Genomic DNA, 23,923 nt, shown 5'->3' on the forward strand with positions numbered 1-23,923 from the left:
ATATGTTTCGAAAATAGAATTAGATTGTAAATGGGATGGTATGAAACGACTTTATAAAGGGGCTTTGTTGATTGCAGCTTTGTCTTTTGCAAATGGCTCGTTTGCAAAAGATGAGGTTATTAATGTGGTTGGGGATAGGGCTATAAAAGTAGCCCAATATAGCGATATTGAGCATGTTTATGAAAAGTTTAATCAATTTCCGTTAAAAGATCGCGTAGGATTCTCTTTGCGGTTTATTGGTGACTTATTACCAAACCACGATATCCCTTCATTAGCCGATTTGGTTATTCATAGTCGCCATGGAGATATCCCATTATTTTTAGGAAAAGATAGAGACTTACATTTCCCTCGGAGTGCGGAGTTAAAACAAGAGAACCCACCTATTTTACAGAAAAAATACATTCATAATCGAGTTCGTATGGAACTTTCGATGGTAATAAAAAAGGCAGATATAAAAGAGTTCAGTGGTGCTGAAGCTAGGCGGTGGCTTGGGCAGGTTGATAATTGCATAGAAGATGTAACGGGCGTGGTTTTTTCTTGGTTTATGCCAGATGCTCATTACTTTAAAATAGATCTTGCCCCTAATTCTCAGCTTATTGCTCAAACTCAAGGGAAAACTCAAACGTTAGATGAAAACCGCAGTTTAGAACCCATAACGGTTTCTTTACGTCCACAATCATACCCTAAAGAGACAATCTTTTATTCGAACAAACCCTTCCGGCGGATAAGAGTGAAAATTCCAGGAGATGCGTACGTTACTTTTATTCCTCAAGAGTGAGTGAGGGTTTGACAGATTGGGTAGGAGCTAGCATCAAACAAAAGATTTTTTTAGGGTATTAGGGATATCCATGTCAGTTCATGCTTTTGTTTTTCCAGGTCAGGGTAGTCAATCTGTTGGAATGGGAAAATCTCTTTATGAGACGTTCTCTGCCTCACGAGCTGTTTTTCAGGAAGTTGATGATGCTCTAGGTCAACATCTTTCAAAGCTGATGTTTGAAGGAGATGCAGACGAGCTTACAAAAACAGAAAATACACAACCTGCCTTATTTGCCGTTTCTTTAGCCGTTGTGAGAGCGCTTGAAACAGAAGGTGGCTTCTCTTTACGAGAAAAAGCTCGCTTAGTAGCGGGTCACTCCTTGGGGGAGTACTCAGCATTAGCATCGGTAGGTACTTTAGGGGTTGCTGAAGGGGCGCGGTTACTGCGTTTGCGAGGGCAAGCGATGCAAAGAGCTGTTCCTGCGGGAGAAGGTGGGATGGCTGCTCTTTTGGGCGTAGATGCGGAGCAAGCTAAACTCATCTGTGAAGAAGCGGCTCAAGGACAGGTTTTAGAAATAGCGAACGATAATGGCGGGGGACAAATCGTTATTTCTGGGCAGATGGCTGCGATTGATCGTGCCGTTCAGCTTGCTAAAGATAAAGGAATCAAAAGAGCGCTAAAGCTTCCTGTGTCAGCGCCGTTCCACTCGTCGTTAATGGCACCTGCTGCACGGGAAATGGAAGAGGCTCTTGCTCAAGCAAAGCTAAAGAATCCAGAAGTTCCAGTCGTTGCGAATGTTACGGCACTCAAAGTAACAGACTTTAATACAATTCGTGAGTTATTGGTTCAGCAGGTGACAGGAAGCGTACGTTGGCGTGAAAGCGTTATGGCCATGGTTGAAGATGGTGTTGAGAAGATGCATGAGCTCGGTTCTGGGAAAGTGTTATCTGGTCTAGCTCGGCGTATTGCTCCTGATGTGGCGGTAGATAATGCAGGCAATCCAGCTGAATTAGAAGCTTTGTTGAAGGCACTTTAAGGAATAAAATGATGTTCTCTCTTTCTGGTAAATTAGCATTAGTAACAGGCGCGTCTGGAGGAATAGGCGCAGCAATTGTTCGGCATTTACATGCTCAAGGTGCTACGGTTGTTTTGAGTGGTACGCGTGAAAGTGCGTTAAAAGAGTTAGCGGATAGTTTAGGTGAACGTGTTCACATCGCTGTAGCTAATCTTTCAGATGCTTCTGAAGCGGATGGATTGGTCGCTAAAGCTGAAGAAATTGCGGGTATGCCTTTAGACATTCTTGTAAACAACGCTGGTTTGACGCGCGATACCCTTGCTATCCGCATGAAAGACAGTGACTGGTCTCAAGTGATGACAGTTGATTTAGAGAGTCCGTTCCGTCTCGCACGTTCTGCCTTAAAAGGAATGCTCCGTCGCCGTTCAGGGCGAATTATTTCAATTGCTTCTGTTGTCGGCACGACAGGAAATGCGGGGCAGGCGAATTACGCAGCTGCTAAAGCTGGAATCGTGGGCATGAGTAAATCTCTTGCTCAAGAAGCGGGGCCTAGAGGGGTTACCGTGAATGTCGTAGCGCCTGGTTTTATTGAAACACCAATGACGGATGTTTTGCCAGAAAATATCAAAGAAAAGCTGGTAGGCTCTATACCTCTTGGTCGAATGGGGAACCCAGAAGACGTAGCTTCAGCCGTGGTTTATTTGTCTTCTGAAGAAGCTGGATGGGTTACAGGAACGACGTTGCATGTGAATGGCGGAATGGCCATGGTGTAATGTTTAATAGTCAAGACTTGGCGTTTTAGGTAAAATTGTGCTAAGCGCCCCGTGCTTTGCTTGGCTGATGAATGTTTGATGTCTCCTTCGGTCGGCAGCAGCATTTCTCTGGAGAGAAATAGCCGACCGAAAATGGTTTGCAAAAGACCATCAAACTGGTAGGCAGCAGTTTAGTTTTACAACGCCCACTATGGGCAAAAGGAATGAACAGATGAGCGACATTGCTGATAAGGTGAAGAAAATCGTAGTTGAACACCTCGGCGTTGACGAAAGCAAGGTTACACCAGATGCATCATTTATCGATGATCTAGGTGCAGACAGCCTTGATACAGTTGAGTTGGTAATGGCTTTTGAAGAAGCTTTTTCTGTTGAAATTCCTGAAGATGCAGCAGAAAAAATTGCCACAGTAAAAGATGCTATTGATTATATCGAAAAACAAAAAGCTGCTTAAAGAATGAAAAAAGGGTCAGTCTTTACTGACCCTTTTTATTCTATTGTGAGATGAAGCTAAAAACGATATATTTCTTACAAAAGAATTAAAAATCGAAAAATAAAGCTATAATGTGAGGCTAGAAGCATCGATGAGCGGGACAACAACAAACGGAAGACGTGTCGTCGTCACGGGTATCGGTGTCGTGAGCCCATTAGCGGTAGGCGCAGAACGGACTTGGAAACGCCTAATTGAAGGCCAGTCTGGTATTCAGCGGATTACACATTTCGATCCTTCTGAGTTGCCTGCCCAAGTTGCAGGGCAAGTCCCTGAAGGCCCAACAGATGAAGGCGGTCTGACCTTATCAGATTGGATCCCCACTAAAGATCAGAAGAAGATGGATCGGTTTATCCATCTAGGATTGGTTGCTGCGATTCAAGCAGTTGAAGACTCGGGATGGAAACCAGAGAGCGAAGATGATCGCTGTGCTACAGGGGTTATGATTGGCTCTGGTATTGGCGGCCTTCAAACGATTTATGAAGGCTCGTTAACGGTTTCGAGTGGGAAAGCCCGTCGTTTATCACCATTTTTTATCCCTTCGGCATTAATTAATCTGATTTCTGGCCACCTTTCGATCCGGTATGGATTTAAAGGTCCCAACCATGCTGCTGTAACCGCTTGTGCAACAGGCGTACATGCGATTGGGGATGCTGCTCGTCTCATTCAGTATGGGGATGCAGATGTCATGATCGCTGGCGGTGCAGAAGCGGCTATCTGTGCTTTAGGAATTGCTGGTTTCTGTTCAGCAAGAGCCTTATCGACTGGCTCTAATGAGGACCCTACAAAAGCGTCTCGTCCATGGGATAAAGACCGTGATGGTTTTGTTATGGGTGAGGGAGCTGGCGTGGTCGTTTTAGAAGAATACGAACATGCTAAACGACGGGGCGCCAAAATTTATGGCGAAGTCGCCGGCTACGGTTTGTCAGGAGATGCTCATCATATTACGGCGCCAGCAGAAGGGCATGAAGGTGCTTTCCGCGCGATGAAGGCAGCTCTTAAAAACAGTCATATGGCTCCATCAGACATTGATTATGTGAATGCTCACGGGACATCAACGATGGCTGATGACCTTGAGTTAGAGGCTGTAGAGCGTTTCTTTGGTGATCATGCGAAGAATTTAGTGATGTCTTCTACAAAATCTTCTATCGGGCATCTTTTAGGCGCTGCTGGCGCGGTAGAGGCAATTTTCTGCTTACAAGCTATTCGTGATGGGGTCGTTCCTCCAACGTTAAATCTAGAGAACCCTGCCCGTGAGAGCGTGATTGACCGGGTTCCTCTGAAAGCGCAACAAAGAAAAATCAATGTTGCCTTATCAAATAGCTTTGGTTTTGGCGGGACGAACGCCAGTATTGTATTGAAACGTGTTGAAGATTAATGTGGGTGTATTAAACTAATGCCAGAAGACCAATTGGAAGAAGATGAAGAAGTAAAAAAGCCACTTCTTCCTCCTAAGTTTGGTCGTAAGGCATTATTTTTTTTAGCCCCAGTATTTGTAATTATCGCTGGTATGGCTGGTTATGGTCATTATACTGACCCCGGCCCATTACCAGAGAATAAAGTATTTGTTGTGCCTCACGGCAGTAATTTAACTGTTGTTGAGGCTCTGCAAGGGGCTGGAATAGTCTCTCCAACGTGGACATCGCGTGTTTTTTTTCGCGGCGCAGCTTTTATAACTCATAAAGAGGGGTCCATACACGCGGCGGAGTTTCAATTTCCTGCGCATGTTTCTATGGCGCATGTTTTAGAAATTTTGCGTCATGGAAAGCCTATCTCGCATCAATTAACTATTCCTGAAGGAATTACGTCTAAAAAAATTGTAGACATAATAAATAATGCGCCTTTTTTATCTGGAAAATTGACGGAAATTCAAGAAGGAACAGTTTTTCCTCAAACGCTAGCGTATGTTTTGGGAACACCCAGACAAAGCATTGTGGAGCGCTTGCATAGCATTATGGAGAAAAATCTTAATGATGCTTGGAATAAGCGAGATATGCTTGCGTTGGATGGATTAGTTCAAACACCACAAGATTTGTTAATTATTGCTTCGTTGATTGAGAAAGAAACAGCTCTGCCGAATGAAAGGCCAAGGGTTGCGCGTGTTTTTTTGAATCGTTTAAAACTTGGCATGCGGTTACAGACCGATCCAACTGTGATATATGGTTTAAGCGATGGGAGTGGGGTGTTAGATCATCCCCTTACGCATGCTGATCTGATGACCCCTAATCCTTATAATACATATTTAGAAACAGGATTACCGCCAGGGCCAATTTGTGCGCCCAGTAAAAGTTCTCTATTCGCAGCAGCCCACCCTGCTGATGGTAAGGAATTATATTTTGTTGCAAATGGGAATGGAGGACATAATTTTTCAGAAAATTTAAAAGAACAAAATAATAATATCCGAGCCTATCACCATAAAGTTTTGTCCTCAGGTAGTCATTAGCTTCTCCCCCAATCTATTAATTGGGAGAGAGCCCTATCAATCGCTTATCGGTGACGATGTTGAATAGGTGCTAAAGATTGACTGGTAATGCTTGATCTCTGCGTAGACGGCGCATTGTCTTGTACTGGGTCAATATTCGTTTCTGACGTGTTGGCGGAAGCCGTTGAAGCACTCGCATTGGATGCCGCAGGTAGTTTAGCGGCGTTCATCATAGCGCGGCGCAAAGGGTCTGCGGCAGGGTTATTCACCCTCATCGTTATAATAATATCTTCAGGGCCAACACTTTGGTTGTAGTAGGCACGGTTTGCACCACTATCCGATGTTAGCTTTGAACCACCTATCGCTGCACCTGCATACAGTCCTTGGGCTTTTTGAGCTGCGTAGATGTCTGTATTTTTTGCTCCAGCGGTACTGTCTTCAAGGCCTGTGCCAATGGATGCGAAAGAAGCAGAGGCCGAAGCATCAAACTTGAATTGGCTATCTAATAGAGCCTGAATGCCACGCTTGGACATAATGAAGAAGATGAGCTCTTCATTTTGAACCCCTAGTTGCAGGCCGAAAGAACCAGAGTGTAGGCGGTAAAAAGCAGGGTCTGACCAAGAACCACGAGCATCACGGCTCATAAGCACGCATCGACCGCCCGAACCACCAAAAGCGATAGACATATTAAAGATCGATGGGCAGATCATGACGGCTTTTGCTTGGGCCAACAGCTTCTGGGAGCGAGAGTTGGCGGTTGTCTTAGCAAATAGATCCTGCACAGCCAGCGTCGCATGATCAACTGTGATTTGCTGATCACTTGCTGTTGTTTGAGGTTCATTCGAGCAGGCGGTGAGTACTGACAATCCAACAGTTAGAAGAGTTGTTGAACGAAAAAGACCAGATAAGGTCATGGGATTACCTTTTAACATATTTAATTCATGCGAGTGTAACAGACATTCCAAGAATACGTATAATGTCGGAATGCGTTTAAAATTTAACGTTCACTGCTTGGGATAAGGCTTCAGAAATACCGGGTGCTGCAGCCAATATGGTAGCGCCTCCTGTTAATCCACCTGTCTGAAGGAAGGGTGAGGTACGTGCTCCTGCCTCTTCAAGGATAATGAGGGCAGCTGCAACATCCCATAGTTGAATAACGATTTCTAGGTATCCATCGCTTCTGCCACAGGCAACATCAGCCAGAGCGAGCGCGCCAGAACCACCGGAGCGAGGCATGGCACCTAACGACATGATTGCATTAATTTTTTCTTGAAATAACTCTGTTGAAACACGGCTCGACCATCCCATTTCAATCATGGATTCTTGTGGATTAGAAATAGGGGATGCTTGAATGCGTTTTCCATTAAGAAAAGCACCATAGCCTTTGCGGGCTGTAAAGACTTCTTGGAGAGCAGGAGCATTAATAACGCCGGCCACCGGGGTATCTTGTTCTAAAAGGCCAAGAGAGACACACCAGCGGTCTCTGCCTCGGGCAAAATTAGATGTTCCATCAATGGGGTCAATTACCCAGCGGAAACGACCTTGGCGTGTAAGGCCGCCTTCTTCTCCTTGAAAGCCATCCTCTGGAAAGAGCTCTTGAATACGTTGGCTCACTAAAGCTTCGACAGCACCATCTGCTTCTGTAAGATAGTCTTGTCTGCCTTTAAGTGTTCCAGTCGGGCCACCTGGAGGAGGACGCATGGATAGAGCGAGTGCTGCCGCATCACTGACAACACTTCGAGCGGCTTCTAAGCGAACAGCAATTGGGTCAAAACTCATATATATCCTATTTCGTATGATGAGTTGTTTGAGAGAACGTTATGATTGTCATAAGGTATTCTGCTGACAACTCCTTTAAGAAGAAGTAGCATAATTTCGTTAGCGATTGTGTATTAATACGCATCATTGCTTTTAAGTCTTCATCTTAAGCGTTATCTGCTGTGCTACGTTAAGTCTCATTTTTGGGATAAAGATCACAAAGTTATATGACGATATGTCATTTGGAGTGCATCTTTTCTTTGATATTGTGATGTTGTTTTATGCTTAGAGGAGGTCAGTATGCCGTTTTTGCGTACAGATCATTGGCGATGTGCTATTATCCATGCTCCATTAGCTGAGTTGCTTCGTGCGGGAAGCTTGAATGGATTTCAGGTCACAACTTTACCTGATATTGGCGACCATCGGTTTTTGGCTGATCCATTTGGTATTTGGCGTGATGGGCGGCTGTATATTTTTGCAGAAGCGTATGATTATCGGAACCCTAAAGGGGTTATAGAAGTACTGATTTATGATCGTGATGGCACTTTGTTAACACGTGAGGAAGTGCTGAGCGAAGAATGGCATTTGTCATATCCATATGTTTTTGAACATGATGGTGAAATTTTCTTATTACCAGAAGCACATGCCTCTGAGCGTTTATCCCTCTATCGGGCTAAAAATTTTCCGTTTGCTTGGGAACGTGTTGAGGAATTTAATTTTCCGATAGGGGCTGTGGATGCCACTCCGCTTCATTATGCAGGGCGCTGGTGGATGTTTTGGACACCTCCTGAAAAATCAAGCCGACAGGATACGTTGAATATTTCTGTAGCGGATAATTTGATGGGGCCTTGGAAATCATTAGGGCTTTTTTTGAAAGACCGAGCAGGGGCACGTCCTGGAGGATCCCCTGTTGTGGTTGATGGCGAAATCTTTTTGCCTACGCAGGATTGTCGGGAGACATATGGCCGGGGAATTCGTCTTTTGAAGGTCGAAGGGCTGGACGGGGACTATCCGAAGGTAACTCCGGATGTACCTTTAGAGCCCCCAGCTGTTTTACGTAATCGCTTTCCTGATGGTTTCCACACGCTTTCTGCTGCTGGTCAGGTGACGTTAATTGATGTTAAGCGGATTGGGATTGGTCCAAAACGGGACTTGATGAATATGAAGCGTCGTCTTTTAAAACGTTAAATCCCGGGATTTGATTAATGGCTTCGTGACCGTGTTTTATAAACGCTTCAGGGCCGAAGCGTTTAAAGACACGTTGTCTTGATTGCCTCCCCATCAACTGTAATTTTTCAGGTGTTTGGAGCAGTTTTGCAAGAGCGGCGGCTAAAGCCGGGGCGTTATTAAAAGGAACGATTATTCCTGAACGGCCATCATCGACAGTTTGTGGAATTTCTCCTGCAGGTGTTGCGATGATCGGTAAGGCACATGACATTGCTTCATGTGCTGCAACACACATTCCTTCCCAATGTGAAGGTTGTACATAGAGATGAAGGCTGGAGAGAAAAGAAAAAGGCTCATCACAATGCCCAACAAACTGCACGGGCAGTTTCTTTTCGGAGACTATTTTCTCTAGCTTTTCACGTTCGGGTCCATCTCCTGCGAAAAGTAGCTCAAACTTGGGGAGGTTGGGGTGGTCTTTGAGGAGATGAATGGCCTCACAGAGTATGTCATAGCCTTTAACGGGATGCAGCCTGCCTAAAGAACCGATGCGAATGGGTTCCTGATCGTTATATGGTTTGGCAATGGGGGCAGAGGGATCTGCTCTAAAAATGGGCCAATAGGTAAGGTTATTTTTTAGATTAAGGGCTTTGCGTGTAAAATCTTCTACACTGGGAGAGTCTGCTATCCATAGAGCCGTGCGCTTACATAAGAGTTTGAGTAAAAGCGCATTGCTTGGTTTGAGACGAGCCGAATGTTGCCAATGAACGATGGGCAGGTTCATTTTATTTGCGACTATTTGCCCCAATAAGGCGGCTCTCGTTAAAGAAGTCCAAATAAGATCAGGTTGAAATTCTTTTAATTCGTGCTTGAGCCACTGAAGGGCTGAGAAATGATCTTTAAGGGAACCTGTCCTTACTCGATAAGGAATATGATGGCGCTCAAGGTGCGGTATTGCTAGGCCATTTCGTTTCTCTAGTCCGAAAACGGTAACATCTCCGCCGCGTGCACGAATAAGAGAAACAATATTAGGGATTGGAAGTTGAGCTCCCCCACATTCAAGGGAGTTTATAATATAAGCTATTTTCATAAGGAACGCTGCGAAAGAATGTTTTGAACTAAATAAAAATCGGAAGGCTTATCAACGTCCACAGCAGCTCTACCATCAGAGAGTGGGACCAAGCGAATTTTTGCCCCGGTTAATTTTTCTATACGTCGATATAGGGACTGGCTATCAAGACGTCTAGTCAGAGCACGGAGAAGTGTTCCCCATCCCAATGTTTTTGCCATTTTCAAAGGGTGTTTTCGGTTTTTTTGCAAGTCTTTCCAAAGGGCAACAACAGCAGAAGCTTTGTCTGTTTTCATTAAAAAAAGATTACACCCTGAGAAAGTCATATCGGACAAATGGATATATGTTCTTTTGGTGTGTGGAACATCACGTTCGATCGTAGATTTGAGGGCGATTGCTGCAGCGAGATCACAATCAGGCGCGTTATTTATAAATTCTGAAATCCATTCAGAGCGTAATAAGGCGTGGTCTGCTGTTGTTATCAAGCATGGGGTGCCGAGGGTTTTTAACCCGTCATAGACGCTTTCGCTAGGGGATGGGAGTGAAGGTAAGATATGCAGAGCAGGGAAATCTGATTTTATAAGATCAGGCGCTTCGATGCTAACAGTAATAGACCCGAGTTCAGTTGCTGCCTGAAGGGCATTCAGAACGCGCGAAAGCATAGACTGCCCATGGATAGGCAGCAATGCTTTGTGGGAGACACCCCCTAATTTTGCTAAGGGGTCGTGTTCTCCATCACGGGAGCCAGCTAAAACGAGAACAGGAAGCTTCACGCTGCGTGGCTATTTTGATTTGCAGATTGTCGAGCTGAGTCAGGGCGGTCTTTCGGAGGAGCGCCAGTTAACTTCATGACCCAAGGAAAGCGTTTGGCCTCTTCGAGATCATAACCCAGATTAAAGACGTTTTTGCTACGCAGACGCTCCCGGGATTCTTTATAAAAGCTTCCAAAAATACGGTCAGGAACGTAGTTGGTAATACCATAATTACCGTTTTCATCATGAAAATGATGCAAGACATGAAGCTGTTTTATATGAGCAACCCATTTCCATTTGGGTTTATAAGCTAAATGTTGAATGCAATGGAAGAATTCGTAAATACAGGTCATAACGAGTGCTGTTGCAAAAGCAGATAATGCGCCTCCCCATCCATTAATCAGATATCCAACAGGCATTGTAATGATTGCCATTGTTGGAACGGTATTTAGGGGAGAACCAAACAGCACATCAAGCAGGTGAGGGTCTTGGTGGTGGTCAAAATGAATGCGTTTCCAGAGGCTTGCGGTCCAATGGTTCCGGTAAAGCCAACGGCCATGCAGAATGTAACGATGGATAAGGTACCAAGCGAGCGGGTAAATTGCGATAACCGTTGGGATGGTTAAGAAGCTTTTCCATAGAGGATGAGACAGATACACCCCGCTAATCGTTGAGGCGATAATGAGGGCGAAATAAAATAAAATAGTTGGATAAGTAAGGTAAGCGAACCACAATTGAGGGAGAGACATTTTCCCCAGATCAAAACTACGGCCCGTTCGAATAGCTGACATATTATGCCATGGTTTAGACTTGCTCATATTTCCTCCATTCGCAAAAGCCAGGTCATTCCTATAAGTGCGCCTAATAGCGGTTCCGAGCCAGCCGCTAAAGGTGCAGCAATTGTCCCGGCATTGCCAAGAGCAGAAATCATTCCTTGCAGGATTATCAAGCCCAGCCCTCCCGCCAGAACATAGATTGGAAGAGGGGTTCGTAAGCCTGCTCTTGGGGGAATATAGATCACTGGGAGGGCAAATAGAAGCATTACCGCAACCTGAAAAGGAAGAATTATGCCATTTAACACAGCCATTTTATAATTTGCCCGTGGAAGACTGGCTGGAGCACCTTGATGAATAATAGCGAAAAGCTGTTTAGGTGTAAGGATAGCGTTGTCTCTGCTTAGAGCCATAATCATGGTGGGTGTGAGCGGAATGATAAAATGATCGTTCCCGGGAGTTACGTTTGCAAAAGACTGATCGTCGGTGAGACTTAAGTTTTGTGTTCCAGTAGGAACCCAAGCTTTATCTTTATAAAAAAGCGTATCTGCATGTTCTGTCTGGGTAAGAAGACCGTTTTCATCGCGGTGATAAATCGTAACGTTTCTTAGGAAAGCCCCCCCTTTGGCATATTGCCCAATACTGATAATGCGAAGGCCTGCGCGGAGCCATAAAGTATGTTGGTCAGGGTTGTTGGGGTTTTCTGCGTTAGGGTCTGTTTTGTTCCACCATGATGTGAGGGCTGTTTCACAAGGGGGAACAACCCAATAATTAATGATTGAGCCACTTAATCCAACGATGAGTATGGCGGGGATAAACTTTTTATAAAGCCCGCTGGTTGACAAGCCTGCTGCTCGCAGGGCTGATATTTCGCTTGAGAGTGTAATTTGAGTTAAAAAGAACAGTCCGCCGACAAGAAAAGAAAAAGGAATAACTTCTACATATAAGCTTGGCAGATGAAGAAAGAAGAAGGTCAGGATCCCTTTAAAGCCGAGATGCCTGTTTAAAATAGGAGTTGTTTGCTCGAGAAGGGCTAAAATTTCGAGCAACGAGATGAGCACACCTTCACAGATGAGAAAGCGCCCAAGCAAGGATCGATTAAGGTAATAATCAAGCACAGAGATGAAAGGGAATTTGTTCATGAACGGCGAACCACTTTTCTGCGAACCCATGACCCTCGGGAACGACGAAGCAATGTTGCAGGGCATCCAATACAGAAGATTGCAGTAGGAAGCCAGATCGCTACCCAGATAGGCAATCGACCTGTGGCGGCAAGGCTATGGCCAAAAAGAAGAATTTGGTCAAATCCGATGAGAATGCCAGCAACGGCAATTAAACCAAAAATAGACCGACGTCTGCGGGAACTAATCCCTAGAGCAACAGCAATTGCAGAGATAAAAGGGATGCTGATGGCATGGGCAATACGGAAATCCAGCTCAGCTCGGATGGTTCTATACTCAATTCCTGGGACACCATGGCGCAGATCATGTGCAAGCTCAAGAAGAGTTAATTCACGTTCATCTGCACCGCGTGAACGGAAATTTTGTTTTTGATCAGGGCGGTCGATAATACGCACAGCATGAGCAAAATGTGTAACCATTAATTTCCGAGAGCTGTTGGACGGGAAAGGGTCATCCACTATTTCTCCATCCCAAAGGTCCAGTTGCGTTGTGCGGGTTTTATTGGAGATAGTGAGCATTCCTCTTTGGGCAGTGATTAAACGAGCTGTTTCATTCGTTTTATTACTTACACGGAGGAAAACATGTTTCATCATTGTGCCAGCATGGCTGACATTATCTGCTGTGATGGTTGATGTATCAGATGTTGAAGCAAACATGCCCGCTTGAAGGTGTGGCGCCCAACCCGCATGGGCTGCAAAATAGAAACCTGCACGATAATCGTACCGTGCGACAGGTTGTACATAGCCATAAAGAAGAAAACTAATGGCTGACAGCAGGAAGCCCACAGCCATAAAAGGGCGGCTGATTTGTAAAAGAGAAATTCGTCCTGCTTGTAGAGCGTCTATTTCATGATGATCGCTCATACTGTGTATCGTCATGAAAACGGAAATGCACAGAGCGGCAGGGAGTGCGATACCGATATAGTGGGGTAACAGGTCTGTCAGTAGAGATAGAACAGTAGAGAGTGAGCTCCCAGCAGACGTCAGGTAGTCAAAAAGGACGAGAAGTCTTTCAAGAAGTAATGCGACCATCATGACAATCAGTGCAATGATGAAAGGCGGCATCATTTGGCGTAGAAGATATTTATCGAGAAGAGTAATGCGAAAATGTTTCATTTAACGTGTGCCTCGCGGCCTCTCCCATGAAGCACGCTCGGATATGCTTCCGTCGGCTTTATGCCGGCTGAGGTTTATCGTCCAAGTTTTGTGTTGAGGGGTAATTGTAATTTTATTCCAGCAGGCTTGGCGATACGCTTTGATATCTGAGAGAGACGCGGAAGCGACGCCAATTAAAGGAATATCGGTATCTTTAATGTGTGTCAGGGTTGCATTATGGGAATGGCCATGAAGGACAATTTCAGCACCAGCTTTTTGAATTACTTTTGCGGTTGCTCGGTGATCCAGAAGAGATTTCCGCCATGGGACAAGACCCTTTTTGGGGGGATGGTGGATCATAACAACCCGACAGAAGTCATATTTTTCAAGCCAGAGTAAAATTTTCTCAAGTGTATTTAACTGCCTTTTTCCAACACGTCCATAAGCCATAAAAGGGGCCGTCGGAAGGGCGGAGTTGATACCGATAATCGCTATTTTGTTAATGAATTTCACATAAGGGTAAACTTCTGAAGACCATGGGTGCCATTTTTTTAGAGTTTCATCGTAAGGGGCTTTTACCATGCAGTCATGGTTACCTGGGATAACAAAAGGTTGTGCTGGTAAATTATTGAACCACTGTATTGAAGATGAAAATTCTTGAGGCGTCCCAAAGTTAGTGACGTCTCCGCTGACGAGAAGAGCGTTCACAGAATGAAGAGTAATGTCGTTAATAAGAGCAGAGCAGGTCTCTTCTAGGTGGACTTTTTTACGGTGAATTTTCCATGACAATAGGCTAAGGGCACGTTTATTAATAATTTGGCGCCACTGAATAGGTGGGGGCGGTAAATGTGGATCTGAAATATGAGCTAAAACAGTTTCTTTTTCATTCTGCATTGGAGGCTTGTGGGTTGATGACAGATTAAACATGAGAAGAGTTAAGCCTTAATGCGGTATTTTACAAACAATGTGTGTTTTTAATGCTGCTGGTCGAATTAACATAGCCGTGCTAATCTCGCTAGCATAGCGCCGACCACCTGAATAAAGATTTTTTTTATAGTGTCTTTTGCTCTGATTCATAATTTTAGAAGCCGTAAAAACCGTCGTAATGGAGAAGCTTTTTCGAAAGAAGCTGCGCGTATTTTAAAAGATAATTTTGTTTTATCTGATAGTCGCGAATGTATGACAAAACGCGTTCAGCTTTTATATGAACGTGGCATTAAAACAATTGCTATTGATGGTGGGGATGGAACTGTTAGCACGGTGTTAACAGCGATTGAACGTATTTATCCTTCCAATGCATTGCCAGATATCGCAGTTCTGGCCTCGGGGAATACCAATTTAATTGCTGGAGATGTTGGCTTTGGTGTGCGTGGGATGGAGGCGATTCGTCGTTTGCAGAAGCGTGACATGATAAGATCCAGCATTCGCACCCCCATAAAATTGTCATGGCCTGATACCAATAGAGCGCCTGTTTTAGGTCTTTTTGGAGGGTGTGCCGGGTATGCACGAGCGGTTCAGATTGCGCATTCCCCCAATGTTTTAAAGTTTGCACCTCATGATTTGGCTGTTGGTTTTACATTGGCAAGTTCTATTACAAGTCTGATGTTTGAGAAAAGCCGTTATAAATGGTTGAAGGGAAATCCACTAAAGGTGGAGATTGATGGTCAACTGTATGATGGCAACAGTTTTATGTTTCTTGTGACAGGCTTATCACGTTTGTCTCAAGGGATATGGCCTTTTTGGGATGCAGAACCGAACATTAAAGGGCTAAGATATTTGGATGTTAGTGCATATCCACAAAACTTGATGCGCGCGACGAGTGCTCTGCTGCGTGGAAGAGCGCCTCGTTGGTTGCGGCTACATCCTGACTATTTGAGTGGTCGTGCTGACGATATTATGATTGAGACAGATAGTGAATTTATATTGGATGGAGAGGTTTTTGCTCCACCTGAGACAAAGCGTTTGCGGTTAGAGCGTGCTCCAGCTTTTCGTTTTTTACATGCGTGATTTTATATGACTGAATTGATTGAAGACATATTAATTAGTGAATTGACGACATCTGTTAGAAGTGAGGTCGTAGAGTTCGCAGCATCTTTAATCAATTCTTTTCCAAAGATGCCTTTAGGAGTTTTATTTTACGGCTCTGTTTTAAGAAAAGCAGATCCTGAAGGGATCTTGGATTTTTATATCATTACGGAGAGTAACAATGATTTTAAAGGCAATACATTTGCACGAGTAGGGAATGTTCTTTTACCACCTAATGTAAATTATGCTGAATTTAAAGCCGATGATGGTATTCTTTGGAGAGCTAAAATTGCAGTTATTTCTGCAGAGCAATTCAAGAAAAGAAATAGCCTTTCAAGTTTGGACTCAACTTTATGGGCACGTTTTTGTCAGCCTGTAAGGTTGGTTTGGGTGCGTGACGCATCCGCGGCAGATATTATTTTAAATTTAATTATTCAGTCCGTTACCACCGCTTCATGCTGGGCCGCATTATTGGGTTCTTCCGGTATGACTGCGATTCAATACTGGCAAAATCTGTTTGCCCACACATATGAATCTGAAGTTAGGGTAGAGCAAAAAGGGCGTGGTAACAGTTTAATAAAAGATAAAGAAGAACGGTTTTCTAAATTGCTGCTCTTGGGGTGGAAGCGGGCCCATTTAAACTATGCTCAACAAAAGGATTATTTGCAGCCGTTGATACCAAAGAGTTTGATAGAGCGTGCTTATAAACGATGGGGATTGATAAGAAGAACAGGAAAAACACGAAATATAGCGCGTCTCATCAAAGCATCATTTACGTTTGAAGGAGGCGGAGATTATTTGGCGTGGAAAATAAAGAGGCACGCAGGGATAGATCTAAAACTATCTTCTTTTGAAGCAAAACATCCTCTGATTATGCTGCCTTTTTTATTATGGCGTATGTATTCTTTACGGAAGGCAAAATAAAAGCCCGGCCTTTAATTAAAGAGCCGAGCTTTAGGGGCTGTTTATTTGAACATATTATAAACAGATTTAAATATTGAAATTGCTTTATCTATTTCTTGTGGTGAGTGTGCTGCCATGACCGAACAACGCAATAGTGGTCGCTCATCAGGGGTTGCTGGTGGTAGTGAAAGGTTAACGTACAGGCCGCTCTCTAAAAGTGCATTCCAGAATGTTAAGGCTTGCGCAATATTATCAAGCGTTACCGCAATAACTGGAGATATATGGCTTCCTGTGTTCAACCCGATATCTTGCAAGCCCGCGTGTAGTTGAGCCGCATTTTTCTGTAATTTAACCCGAAGTTCTGGATGTGCTTCCAAGTCTTCTAAGGCAGCAAGGGTCGCTGCAATAATTTCAGGAGGAAGGGAAGCTGTAAACATATATGGACGCGAAGCGAGACGCATCAGGTTGATGCCATCATTATCTGATATGCAATACCCGCCAACGGTACCAAGAGATTTAGAAAATGTACCGACGATAAAATCGATGTCATCTTCACAATTTTGAAGTTCAGCCACACCACGGCCATGCTCTCCAAGGACACCAAATGAGTGTGCCTCATCAGCCATGAGATAGGCACCATGACGTTTTTTGATGTCGACAAACTCTTTTAGAGGAGCAATATTTCCAGTCATGGAATAAATGCCCTCAGCAATAATGAGTTTAGCACCGGTATGGTTTTTTAAGCGTGCAAGCCTTTTTTCAAGATCCGCCGGATCATTATGTCGAAAGCGGATAACCTGCGCACCTGAGAGTTTAGCTCCATCGTAAATACTTGCGTGACTATCTGCATCAAGCAAAAGAACATCATCTTTATTTACGAGCGCAGAGATGGTTCCTAAATTAGCTTGATATCCTGTTGAAAATATCATGCAGTGTTTGCGGCGGAAAAAAGCAGCTAATTTTTTTTCTAAAGTTTGATGAAGGCCGAATGTCCCGTTTGCAATGCGGGAACCAGTCGTGCCAACGCCCATAGTTTGCGCTGTTTCAATCGCAGCTTGGGCTGCTTTTTGAGACTGGCTTAAACCGAGGTAGTTATTGGTCCCAAAGAGAAGGGTTTCTCTTCCTTCAATTATTCCAACAGTCGCAGAAAGGGGTCTTTCAATAACGACATGAAAAGGGTCACGAGGAGAGAGAGTGATGAGATTTTTATAAGCTTTTTGGAGAGCTTCGTGTTTCGCAAAAATATTATTCATGACTGTTCTGCTTTTAGGGAATGAAGGCATAACGTCAAATCATTGATCGTTCTAATATCTGCGAGTTTGTCTAAAGGAACAGAGACGTCCAATTCATCTTCAATTTCCATCACAAAGTTCATGACGGCTAAACTATCGAACGCAAGGTCTTCGACTATTTTACTGTCGCCATTAATGTCCCGAGGCACCTTTGGGTTCGCAAGAAGCTTCTCGATGATCATATTTGAAATATCGGCGACATTATCAGACATGCGTTTCACTCTCAGTTAATTTGAATTTTAAGGCCTTAAATACGCAGAGCGTATCATGCCTTCACTCTGTTCTATTCTGTGAAGAGAATAGAACAGAGTGATAAGAAAAAAAAGTCGTTATGCTACAGACAAATCGGCATTGTCAGACACATCAAATTCTCCAGAGAGTAACATGGCTTTTGCTTTAGCTCGTGTTAGTTTTCCAGAGGAGGTTTGAGGTAGGGTTTTGGGAGGAACCAGAATCACTCGAACGTCCACACCATGCTGACGCCTAAATAAACTGGCTATATCATCCTGTAATTGCTTACGGCTATCTTCTTCTGTTGCTCGACATTGAACAAGAGCAACGATGTTTTCGCCTGTTTGTGTTTCTAAAGAGAATACAGCAACATCATTCGAGCGAAGGCTAGTGATTTCACTTTCAGCCGACCACTCAAGGTCTTGCGGCCAAATATTGCGCCCATTAACAATGATAAGATCTTTAGCGCGCCCTGTAATAACAATCTGCCCATTGAGGAAGTAACCAAGATCACCCGTATCTAGCCAACCATGCTGATCGAGGACGGCGTCGGTTTCATCTTGGCGTTTGAAATAGCCTTTCATAAGGCTAGGGCCTTTAACAAATACTCTTCCAAGATGACGGTCGGATAAAACTGCGCCTTCTGGGTTGCGCACTTCAATTTGATGATCTGGCAAAACAGTTCCGCATAGAACAAAGGTCCGTAAAGCCTGAGATTGATCATCCGATTTTTGTGCTAACCCATCATGTTCAAGAGTGCGTAAATCAATGGTATCTGTTTGTATGCCTTCATTTAAAGGAGCAAAGCTAATTGCTAATGTTGCTTCAGCCATTCCATAGCTTGCAACAAACGCGCGCTGATCAAAATGGTTAGGGGCAAAGCGCTCAGCAAAACCCTCTAAAATATGATGGCGGATCATATCACCACCGATTCCAGCGATACGCCAACTTGATAGATCAATCTCTGGAGGGGCGTTGCGACGAGCGCATAACTCATAACCAAAAGAAGGGCTATAAGAGATCGTTCCTCGGTTGCGCGATATGAGATCCAGCCAAACATGTGGACGACGAGCAAACTCGCGTGTTGGAAGAAGGTCAACGCTAAGTTGGCATGTGAGAGGGGTTAAGAAAAACCCAACTAGCCCCATATCATGATAGAGAGGAAGCCAAGAGACACAACGATCATCACGTGTATCTTCAGATGGGAAAACCTTTAACCCGTCTTTTGCAATGGCTTTAGCGTTGGCAAGCCCTGCTTCTTGTGTAACGGCGACCCCGACAGGAAAGCGTGTACTGCCTGATGAAAACTGGAGGTAAGACAAATCATCAGATTTTATATCAGGGAGTTGAATGTCTATAATGGGTTTTTCAGATAAAAGTGCTGGTGAACCACCAAAAGCAAGATCAAGGTCTTTAATAATGTCATCCGTCCAGCTTTGAATAACATCTGGAACAATGACAGCACGTGCTTGAGCACTTTTAATCATACCACGTAGGGTAGCGACGTAGTTTTCTTTTCCACCAAAAGCGACAGGTAATGGAAGAGGAGCCGGAACAAGGCCAGCGTACTGACAACCGAAGAATATACGAGCAAAATCGCCATCACTCTCGGCAATAATTGCTACACGATCTCCAACGTTCAAGCCTGAACCAAGGAGACGTTTTGCTGTTGATATAGCTTGCTCACGTAACAGACGATAAGGCAAAGCCTCTAAGAGCTTGCCTCGGCCGGAATAGATATTAAATCCGCTTTCCCCTTGTGCTGCGTAATCAAGCGCAGCGGAAAAGCTGGAAAAATCACCATATCGTCGCGTTAGACCTGAACGGCTAGGCGTTGGAACAAGGTGGTCGGTTGGTTTCTGGTTGTCCTCGGTCAAACCTAGACTAGCTCCGTTTGGATCATCAGGAATTAAGACAATCCTTTGCAGAAAAACAAAACGGCATCTCTACAGATGCCTACGAGTGCTTCACCCAAAGTTGAGGGCGTTTTAATACAGTTTAGGAAGTTTTCTCAAGTGTGATAATGTTGAGTTTATAACAATCTGTAACTTCTATATAAATTAAGCCTCATTCTTACAAGGGGAAAGGGTGGTTTTCCATTTTAGCTTGGTCGCTCAAATTATATGGTATTTCGCTAAAAAACAGGAATGATTTTAAATATAAATTCTGAAGGGAGTAGGTTGGGTTGCGCAAATGAGTGTGGAATATATACAACACAAAGACAAGGTTTTGTCTGTTAGCGAACAATCAGAGGTGGAGAAGACCTCAATTGTGGAGTGCGATTCGAATTGGTTTTTTATGTTTTATCATGGTTGGGTTTGAGAAAGATTTATTTCCAGTGTGCTTGCCGTTAAAGGGCAAGCTGTTTGACATACTTTTAAAAGGCATCTGCTGAGAAAACTATATGGATTATGAAATGGCCTTATCTGATGCTGAGCAGGGTTGGTTCCCTATATCACTTCGTTTGAAAAACGAGCGCGTGTTGCTGGTTGGAGGAGGTGAGGTTGCTGTTAATAAAGGGCGATTGCTTTTAGATCATGGGGCTAAAATTGAAGTTGTTGCAGAACATTTAAATGCGATTATTCAAGGATGGGTTGACCTTGGGGTTGTTGATTATATTGGTCAGAGTGTAAAAGAAGATATTTTAAAAGAGATCATTCCCGGTTGTCGATTGGTTTATGCTGCGACGGATGATCGAGCGGTTAATCGTGTTGTTGCGCGCTTAGCGGATGAATTAAGGGTTCCAGTTTGTGCTGTTGATGACCCGGCTCCATCGAGTTTTATAACGCCTGCACAAGTGAGGCGTGGTTCTGTTAGAATTGCTATATCAACAGCAGGCGGAGCTCCTGTTTTAGCACGACGTTTAAGAGAGGAAATAGAAGGCTGGCTTCCAGAAGGGACTGGGAGTTTGGCTTCTTATATGCGTTCCCGGCGGATGAAAGTGTCAACCCGGTATCCGGATGTACAAAACCGTAAGCGCATATGGGAAGATTTTCTGGATGGTCGTGGTGCGGAGTATGCTCGATCAGGGGATGCAGAAAAAGCAGATCAGATTTTAGATAATTTATTGGATGGTTATGCAAAAAATGGTGAGGTGTGGATCGTGGGGGCCGGGCCTGGGGATCCGGATTTATTAACGTTAAAGGCCTTGCACTGCATGCAAAATGCAGATGTTGTTTTGTATGATAATCTTCTTCCCAAGGTTCTGTTAGAGCGTGTGAGGCGGGATGCGGAGCTGATTTTTGTTGGGAAACAAAAAGACCGGCATGCGATGCCTCAAGATCTTATTAATGAAGAGATTATAAAGCATGCACGAGCAGGGCAAAGAGTATTAAGACTAAAAGGGGGAGATCCTTTTATTTTCGGTCGAGGAGGAGAAGAAGTTGAATCTCTTATGCAGGCCGGTGTTGCATTTAAAGTTGTTCCAGGAATTACCGCGGCGAGTGGTTGTGCTGCGTATGCCGGAATCCCATTAACCCATCGTGATTGTGCTCAAGCCTGTTTGTTTGTGACGGGGCATGCACGGGCAGATGGTCAGTTGGATCTGCCATGGTCTGATATGGCTGACCGGCGCCAGACGGTCGTTATTTATATGGGAATATCCACTCTTCCTTTGTTGATGGAAGGGTTGAAAGAGCATGGTTTGCCTTCAGATTGGCCTGTAGCGGTTGTTGAGCGCGGCACGCAGACAACACAACGCGTGGTGGTTGGAACGTTAGGTGATATCGCTCAAAAGGTACGAGAGTTGGATGTTAAATCCCCAGCGTTAATTATCGTTGGAAAAGTTGTGGGCCATAGGGTCGTTTCTCTTTAAAGGATTATATCGTGTCTTTGGCACAAATTATTTCTGAAATTTCGTATGAGATGCAGGGTGAGAAAGACCGAGGGAAAACCGCAAGTTACATTCCTTCTTTAGCGCAAGTAGACTTGCATCATTGGGGAATGGCAATCGTTGATCGAGATGGCAAAATGTATGCCTCTGGAGATTCCCATAAGCAATTCTCGATACAAAGTGTATCGAAGGTTTTTGGCTTGAGTTTGGCCCTTGACTTAGAGGGAGATGATTTATGGGAGCGTGTTCGGCAAGAACCTTCAGGAAGTCCGTTTAACTCAATCATTCAGTTAGAAAGTGAGCATGGCATTCCTCGGAATCCGTTTATTAATGCGGGTGCGATTGTTGTTTCTGATATTTTGGTTTCAAAATATGGGTTTCAAGGAGCGCAAGGTGCTCTTTTACAGTTGTTGAACCCATTGGTGTCTAACATTGATGGAATGTTTATTGATTATGAGTTAGCGCAAGAAGAGGATGAGACAGGGTTTAGAAACCGGGCATTAACGAATTACATGAAAAATTTTGATAATATTCATAATTCCGTTGATGAGACATTGGGGTTTTATTTTAGGCAATGCGCTTTATCGATGAATTGTCAGCAATTAGCTGAAGCAGGCGCATTTCTTATGTCCGCCGGAATAAACCCTCGAAATGGTAAACGTGTTTTGTCGACAAGACACACGCAAACAACACTCGCACTAATGATGATGTGTGGTCATTATGATGGGTCTGGGGCTTTTGCCGTTCGCGTTGGTCTTCCCGGAAAGTCGGGGGTAGGGGGAGGTATTCTGGCTATTGTTCCGGGGGTAGCGTCAATTGCGGTATGGTCGCCCGGGTTAAATGAAAAAGGAAATTCATTATTGGGAACAAAATCCTTAGAACGCTTGGTTCAAAAGACGGGGTGGAGTGTATTCCGATATTAAAACATATGTTTATGTAAAACTATCAATGATGAGCTTAATATTGAGTATAATAATAAATATAGAAACAGCCCATGAAAGAAAGGCTATGGGTTTTGGTATTACAAATTCTTTCATAATATTTGTTTTTGAAGAAAATAGAACAAGAGGGATAATGGCAAATGGCAGCTGGAAAGAGAGAATGATTTGACTGAGCATTAACAGAGAGTCAATTTTTTGCTCTCCATAGAGGAGTATAACAAAAATTACAGGAATAATGGCTAGACTTCGGGTGATTAATCGTCTTGCCCAGCTAGGAATTTTTAAGTTTAAGAAACCCTCCATAATAATTTGACCAGCGAGAGTGCCTGTTACCGTAGAGTTTGTTCCAGCAGCTAATAAAGCAACAGCAAATAATGTAGAGGCTGCGCTTATTCCAAGGGCTGGAGAGAGCAAACGGTATGCTTCGCTAATTTCAGATACATCTTTGTGGCCTGTCGTATGAAAAGCTGCGGCCGATACGATGAGTATGGCAGCGTTGATAAAAAGAGCAAACATAAGAGCTATAGAACTATCCAAGGTCGCCCATTTTATAGCTTCTGTTTTTCCTTCAACAGAGCGTTCATAAGCGCGTGTTTGCACGATGGAGGAATGTAAATAGAGATTATGCGGCATAACGGTCGCGCCAATTATGCCAATGGCAATGTAGAGCATGCCGGGGTTTTTAATAACCTGAGCAGACGGAAGAATATTCTGGAAGATAGATGGTAGTGGAGGAGAAGCCGCAATAAGCTGAATGAAAAAACAAACAGCAATAATACTTATGAGGCTAATCACAAAAGACTCTAAGTATCTGAATCCTTTTCCCATAAGAAGTAAAACAAGAATGGCATCAAAAGCAGATATTAAGGCGCCCATTATTAAGGGGAAACCAAATAAAAGCTGTAATGCCACTGCTGTGCCTATAACTTCAGCAAGGTCACAGGCGATAATGGCAATTTCACATGCAAACCAAAGAGGAATATTAATAAAAGGAGGAAAGTAAGCTTTACAAGCTTGAGCTAAGTCTTTTCCTGTCGCAATCCCTAAGCGGGCTGCTAAAGCTTGTAGGAGGATAGCAATTAAATTTGAGAGAATAATACTGCATAGCAAAGTATAGCCGTATTGAGCTCCGCCTTGGATATCTGTTTCCCAGTTTCCTGGGTCCATATAGCCAACCGATATCATGTATCCGGGACCAACAAACGCTAAAAATCGTTTAAACCAAACTGTATTTTTTTCTGGTAGGCGTATACTTGAAAAAACTTCAGATAAACTTTTGTTTTGTGACATCGAATTTATTTCATGGCCTTCAGATTGATATAATAATTTATGTTAAAAAAAGGAGGAAGAAAAGTTTTTATATTTTTGCAGAAGTTACAAGATAACAAAAAATTGAATAAAAATAAGATGTTTTTAAGAAATAATATATAAATAGCCTTACGAAAGATACGCAT

23 protein-coding genes are annotated in these 23,923 nt (G+C 43.7%); 11 read left to right on the plus strand and 12 right to left on the minus strand.

The window, feature by feature from the left end:
* Positions 1–40 precede the first annotated feature (40 nt).
* From E3D00_RS09090 to mltG, 6 genes are all read left to right on the plus strand, one after another.
* Positions 41–778: a DUF2987 domain-containing protein gene (locus E3D00_RS09090; RefSeq protein WP_141461904.1), complete on the plus strand. Its 738-nt coding sequence runs from the start codon at positions 41–43 to the stop codon at positions 776–778.
* A gap of 70 nt (positions 779–848) precedes the next feature.
* Entirely contained in the window at positions 849–1,793 is a 945-nt protein-coding gene (gene fabD, locus E3D00_RS09095) for an ACP S-malonyltransferase (protein WP_141461906.1), read from the plus strand.
* Positions 1,794–1,804: 11 nt separating this feature from the next.
* A complete protein-coding gene (fabG, locus tag E3D00_RS09100) occupies positions 1,805–2,545 on the plus strand; it encodes a 3-oxoacyl-[acyl-carrier-protein] reductase (protein ID WP_141462457.1) in 741 nt (246 codons plus the stop codon).
* Between the two features lie 211 nt (positions 2,546–2,756).
* Positions 2,757–2,996: an acyl carrier protein gene (locus E3D00_RS09105; protein WP_011253554.1), complete on the plus strand. Its 240-nt coding sequence runs from the start codon at positions 2,757–2,759 to the stop codon at positions 2,994–2,996.
* Between the two features lie 130 nt (positions 2,997–3,126).
* Positions 3,127–4,410, plus strand: a complete 1,284-nt coding sequence (fabF, locus tag E3D00_RS09110) for a beta-ketoacyl-ACP synthase II (RefSeq protein WP_141461908.1) — start codon at positions 3,127–3,129, stop codon at positions 4,408–4,410.
* Between the two features lie 18 nt (positions 4,411–4,428).
* On the plus strand, positions 4,429–5,475 hold the full coding sequence (gene mltG, locus E3D00_RS09115; protein ID WP_141461910.1) for an endolytic transglycosylase MltG: 1,047 nt from the start codon (positions 4,429–4,431) through the stop codon (positions 5,473–5,475).
* 44 nt (positions 5,476–5,519) lie between these two features.
* On the opposite strand, the gene E3D00_RS09120 is transcribed toward mltG, so the two are convergent.
* Together E3D00_RS09120 and E3D00_RS09125 are read right to left on the minus strand one after the other, a co-directional pair.
* Complete coding sequence (locus E3D00_RS09120) at positions 5,520–6,368, minus strand: lipid-binding SYLF domain-containing protein (protein WP_141461912.1); 849 nt, start codon at positions 6,366–6,368, stop codon at positions 5,520–5,522.
* A gap of 76 nt (positions 6,369–6,444) precedes the next feature.
* On the minus strand, positions 6,445–7,233 hold the full coding sequence (locus E3D00_RS09125) for an inositol monophosphatase family protein (protein WP_141461914.1): 789 nt from the start codon (positions 7,231–7,233) through the stop codon (positions 6,445–6,447).
* Between the two features lie 279 nt (positions 7,234–7,512).
* Between E3D00_RS09125 and E3D00_RS09130 the strand changes: the two genes are divergently transcribed.
* The gene (locus tag E3D00_RS09130) at positions 7,513–8,400 is read left to right on the plus strand and encodes a glucosamine inositolphosphorylceramide transferase family protein (RefSeq protein ID WP_141461916.1); all 888 of its coding nucleotides are present in this window, start codon (positions 7,513–7,515) and stop codon (positions 8,398–8,400) included.
* On the opposite strand, the gene E3D00_RS09135 is transcribed toward E3D00_RS09130, so the two are convergent.
* The 6 genes from E3D00_RS09135 to E3D00_RS09160 are packed head-to-tail and all read right to left on the minus strand — an operon-like array spanning position 8,333 to position 14,172.
* Entirely contained in the window at positions 8,333–9,466 is a 1,134-nt protein-coding gene (locus tag E3D00_RS09135) for a glycosyltransferase (protein WP_141461918.1), read from the minus strand. The genes E3D00_RS09130 and E3D00_RS09135 overlap by 68 nt on opposite strands.
* A complete protein-coding gene (locus E3D00_RS09140) occupies positions 9,463–10,218 on the minus strand; it encodes a nucleotidyltransferase family protein (RefSeq protein WP_141461920.1) in 756 nt (251 codons plus the stop codon). The genes E3D00_RS09135 and E3D00_RS09140 overlap by 4 nt, the downstream gene beginning before the upstream one ends.
* Entirely contained in the window at positions 10,215–11,015 is an 801-nt protein-coding gene (locus E3D00_RS09145) for a sterol desaturase family protein (protein WP_141461922.1), read from the minus strand. The genes E3D00_RS09140 and E3D00_RS09145 overlap by 4 nt, the downstream gene beginning before the upstream one ends.
* The gene (locus tag E3D00_RS09150; RefSeq protein ID WP_141461924.1) at positions 11,012–12,112 is read right to left on the minus strand and encodes an LptF/LptG family permease; all 1,101 of its coding nucleotides are present in this window, start codon (positions 12,110–12,112) and stop codon (positions 11,012–11,014) included. The genes E3D00_RS09145 and E3D00_RS09150 overlap by 4 nt, the downstream gene beginning before the upstream one ends.
* A complete protein-coding gene (locus tag E3D00_RS09155; protein ID WP_141461926.1) occupies positions 12,109–13,266 on the minus strand; it encodes an LptF/LptG family permease in 1,158 nt (385 codons plus the stop codon). The genes E3D00_RS09150 and E3D00_RS09155 overlap by 4 nt, the downstream gene beginning before the upstream one ends.
* A complete protein-coding gene (locus tag E3D00_RS09160) occupies positions 13,267–14,172 on the minus strand; it encodes a metallophosphoesterase family protein (protein WP_141461927.1) in 906 nt (301 codons plus the stop codon). It abuts the gene before it with no gap.
* A gap of 129 nt (positions 14,173–14,301) precedes the next feature.
* Between E3D00_RS09160 and E3D00_RS09165 the strand changes: the two genes are divergently transcribed.
* Entirely contained in the window at positions 14,302–15,252 is a 951-nt protein-coding gene (locus E3D00_RS09165) for a diacylglycerol/lipid kinase family protein (protein ID WP_141461929.1), read from the plus strand.
* 6 nt (positions 15,253–15,258) lie between these two features.
* Positions 15,259–16,194 (plus strand): hypothetical protein, encoded by a 936-nt coding sequence (locus E3D00_RS09170; protein WP_141461931.1) that lies wholly within the window; start codon positions 15,259–15,261, stop codon positions 16,192–16,194.
* Between the two features lie 41 nt (positions 16,195–16,235).
* Here E3D00_RS09170 and spt read toward each other — a convergent pair whose 3' ends face one another.
* The 3 genes from spt to E3D00_RS09185 all read right to left on the minus strand — a co-directional run bounded on the left by spt (position 16,236) and on the right by E3D00_RS09185 (position 19,573).
* On the minus strand, positions 16,236–17,426 hold the full coding sequence (spt, locus tag E3D00_RS09175) for a serine palmitoyltransferase (protein ID WP_141461933.1): 1,191 nt from the start codon (positions 17,424–17,426) through the stop codon (positions 16,236–16,238).
* Entirely contained in the window at positions 17,423–17,677 is a 255-nt protein-coding gene (locus E3D00_RS09180; protein ID WP_141461935.1) for an acyl carrier protein, read from the minus strand. The genes spt and E3D00_RS09180 overlap by 4 nt, the downstream gene beginning before the upstream one ends.
* 117 nt (positions 17,678–17,794) lie before the next feature.
* On the minus strand, positions 17,795–19,573 hold the full coding sequence (locus tag E3D00_RS09185) for a fatty acyl-AMP ligase (RefSeq protein ID WP_141461937.1): 1,779 nt from the start codon (positions 19,571–19,573) through the stop codon (positions 17,795–17,797).
* A 539-nt stretch (positions 19,574–20,112) separates the two neighbouring features.
* Between E3D00_RS09185 and cysG the strand changes: the two genes are divergently transcribed.
* Both cysG and E3D00_RS09195 read left to right on the plus strand, forming a co-directional pair.
* Positions 20,113–21,510 carry a siroheme synthase CysG gene (gene cysG / locus E3D00_RS09190; RefSeq protein WP_246091421.1) on the plus strand — a complete coding sequence of 466 codons (1,398 nt, stop codon included), beginning with the start codon at positions 20,113–20,115 and terminating at the stop codon, positions 21,508–21,510.
* Between the two features lie 11 nt (positions 21,511–21,521).
* Complete coding sequence (locus E3D00_RS09195; protein ID WP_246091422.1) at positions 21,522–22,451, plus strand: glutaminase; 930 nt, start codon at positions 21,522–21,524, stop codon at positions 22,449–22,451.
* Between the two features lie 9 nt (positions 22,452–22,460).
* On the opposite strand, the gene E3D00_RS09200 is transcribed toward E3D00_RS09195, so the two are convergent.
* Positions 22,461–23,759, minus strand: a complete 1,299-nt coding sequence (locus tag E3D00_RS09200) for an Nramp family divalent metal transporter (protein ID WP_141461943.1) — start codon at positions 23,757–23,759, stop codon at positions 22,461–22,463.
* Between the last annotated feature and the right edge of the window lie 164 nt (positions 23,760–23,923).

It is taken from the genome of Swingsia samuiensis (assembly GCF_006542355.1).
GTDB classification, from domain to species: Bacteria; Pseudomonadota; Alphaproteobacteria; order Acetobacterales; family Acetobacteraceae; genus Gluconobacter; species Gluconobacter samuiensis.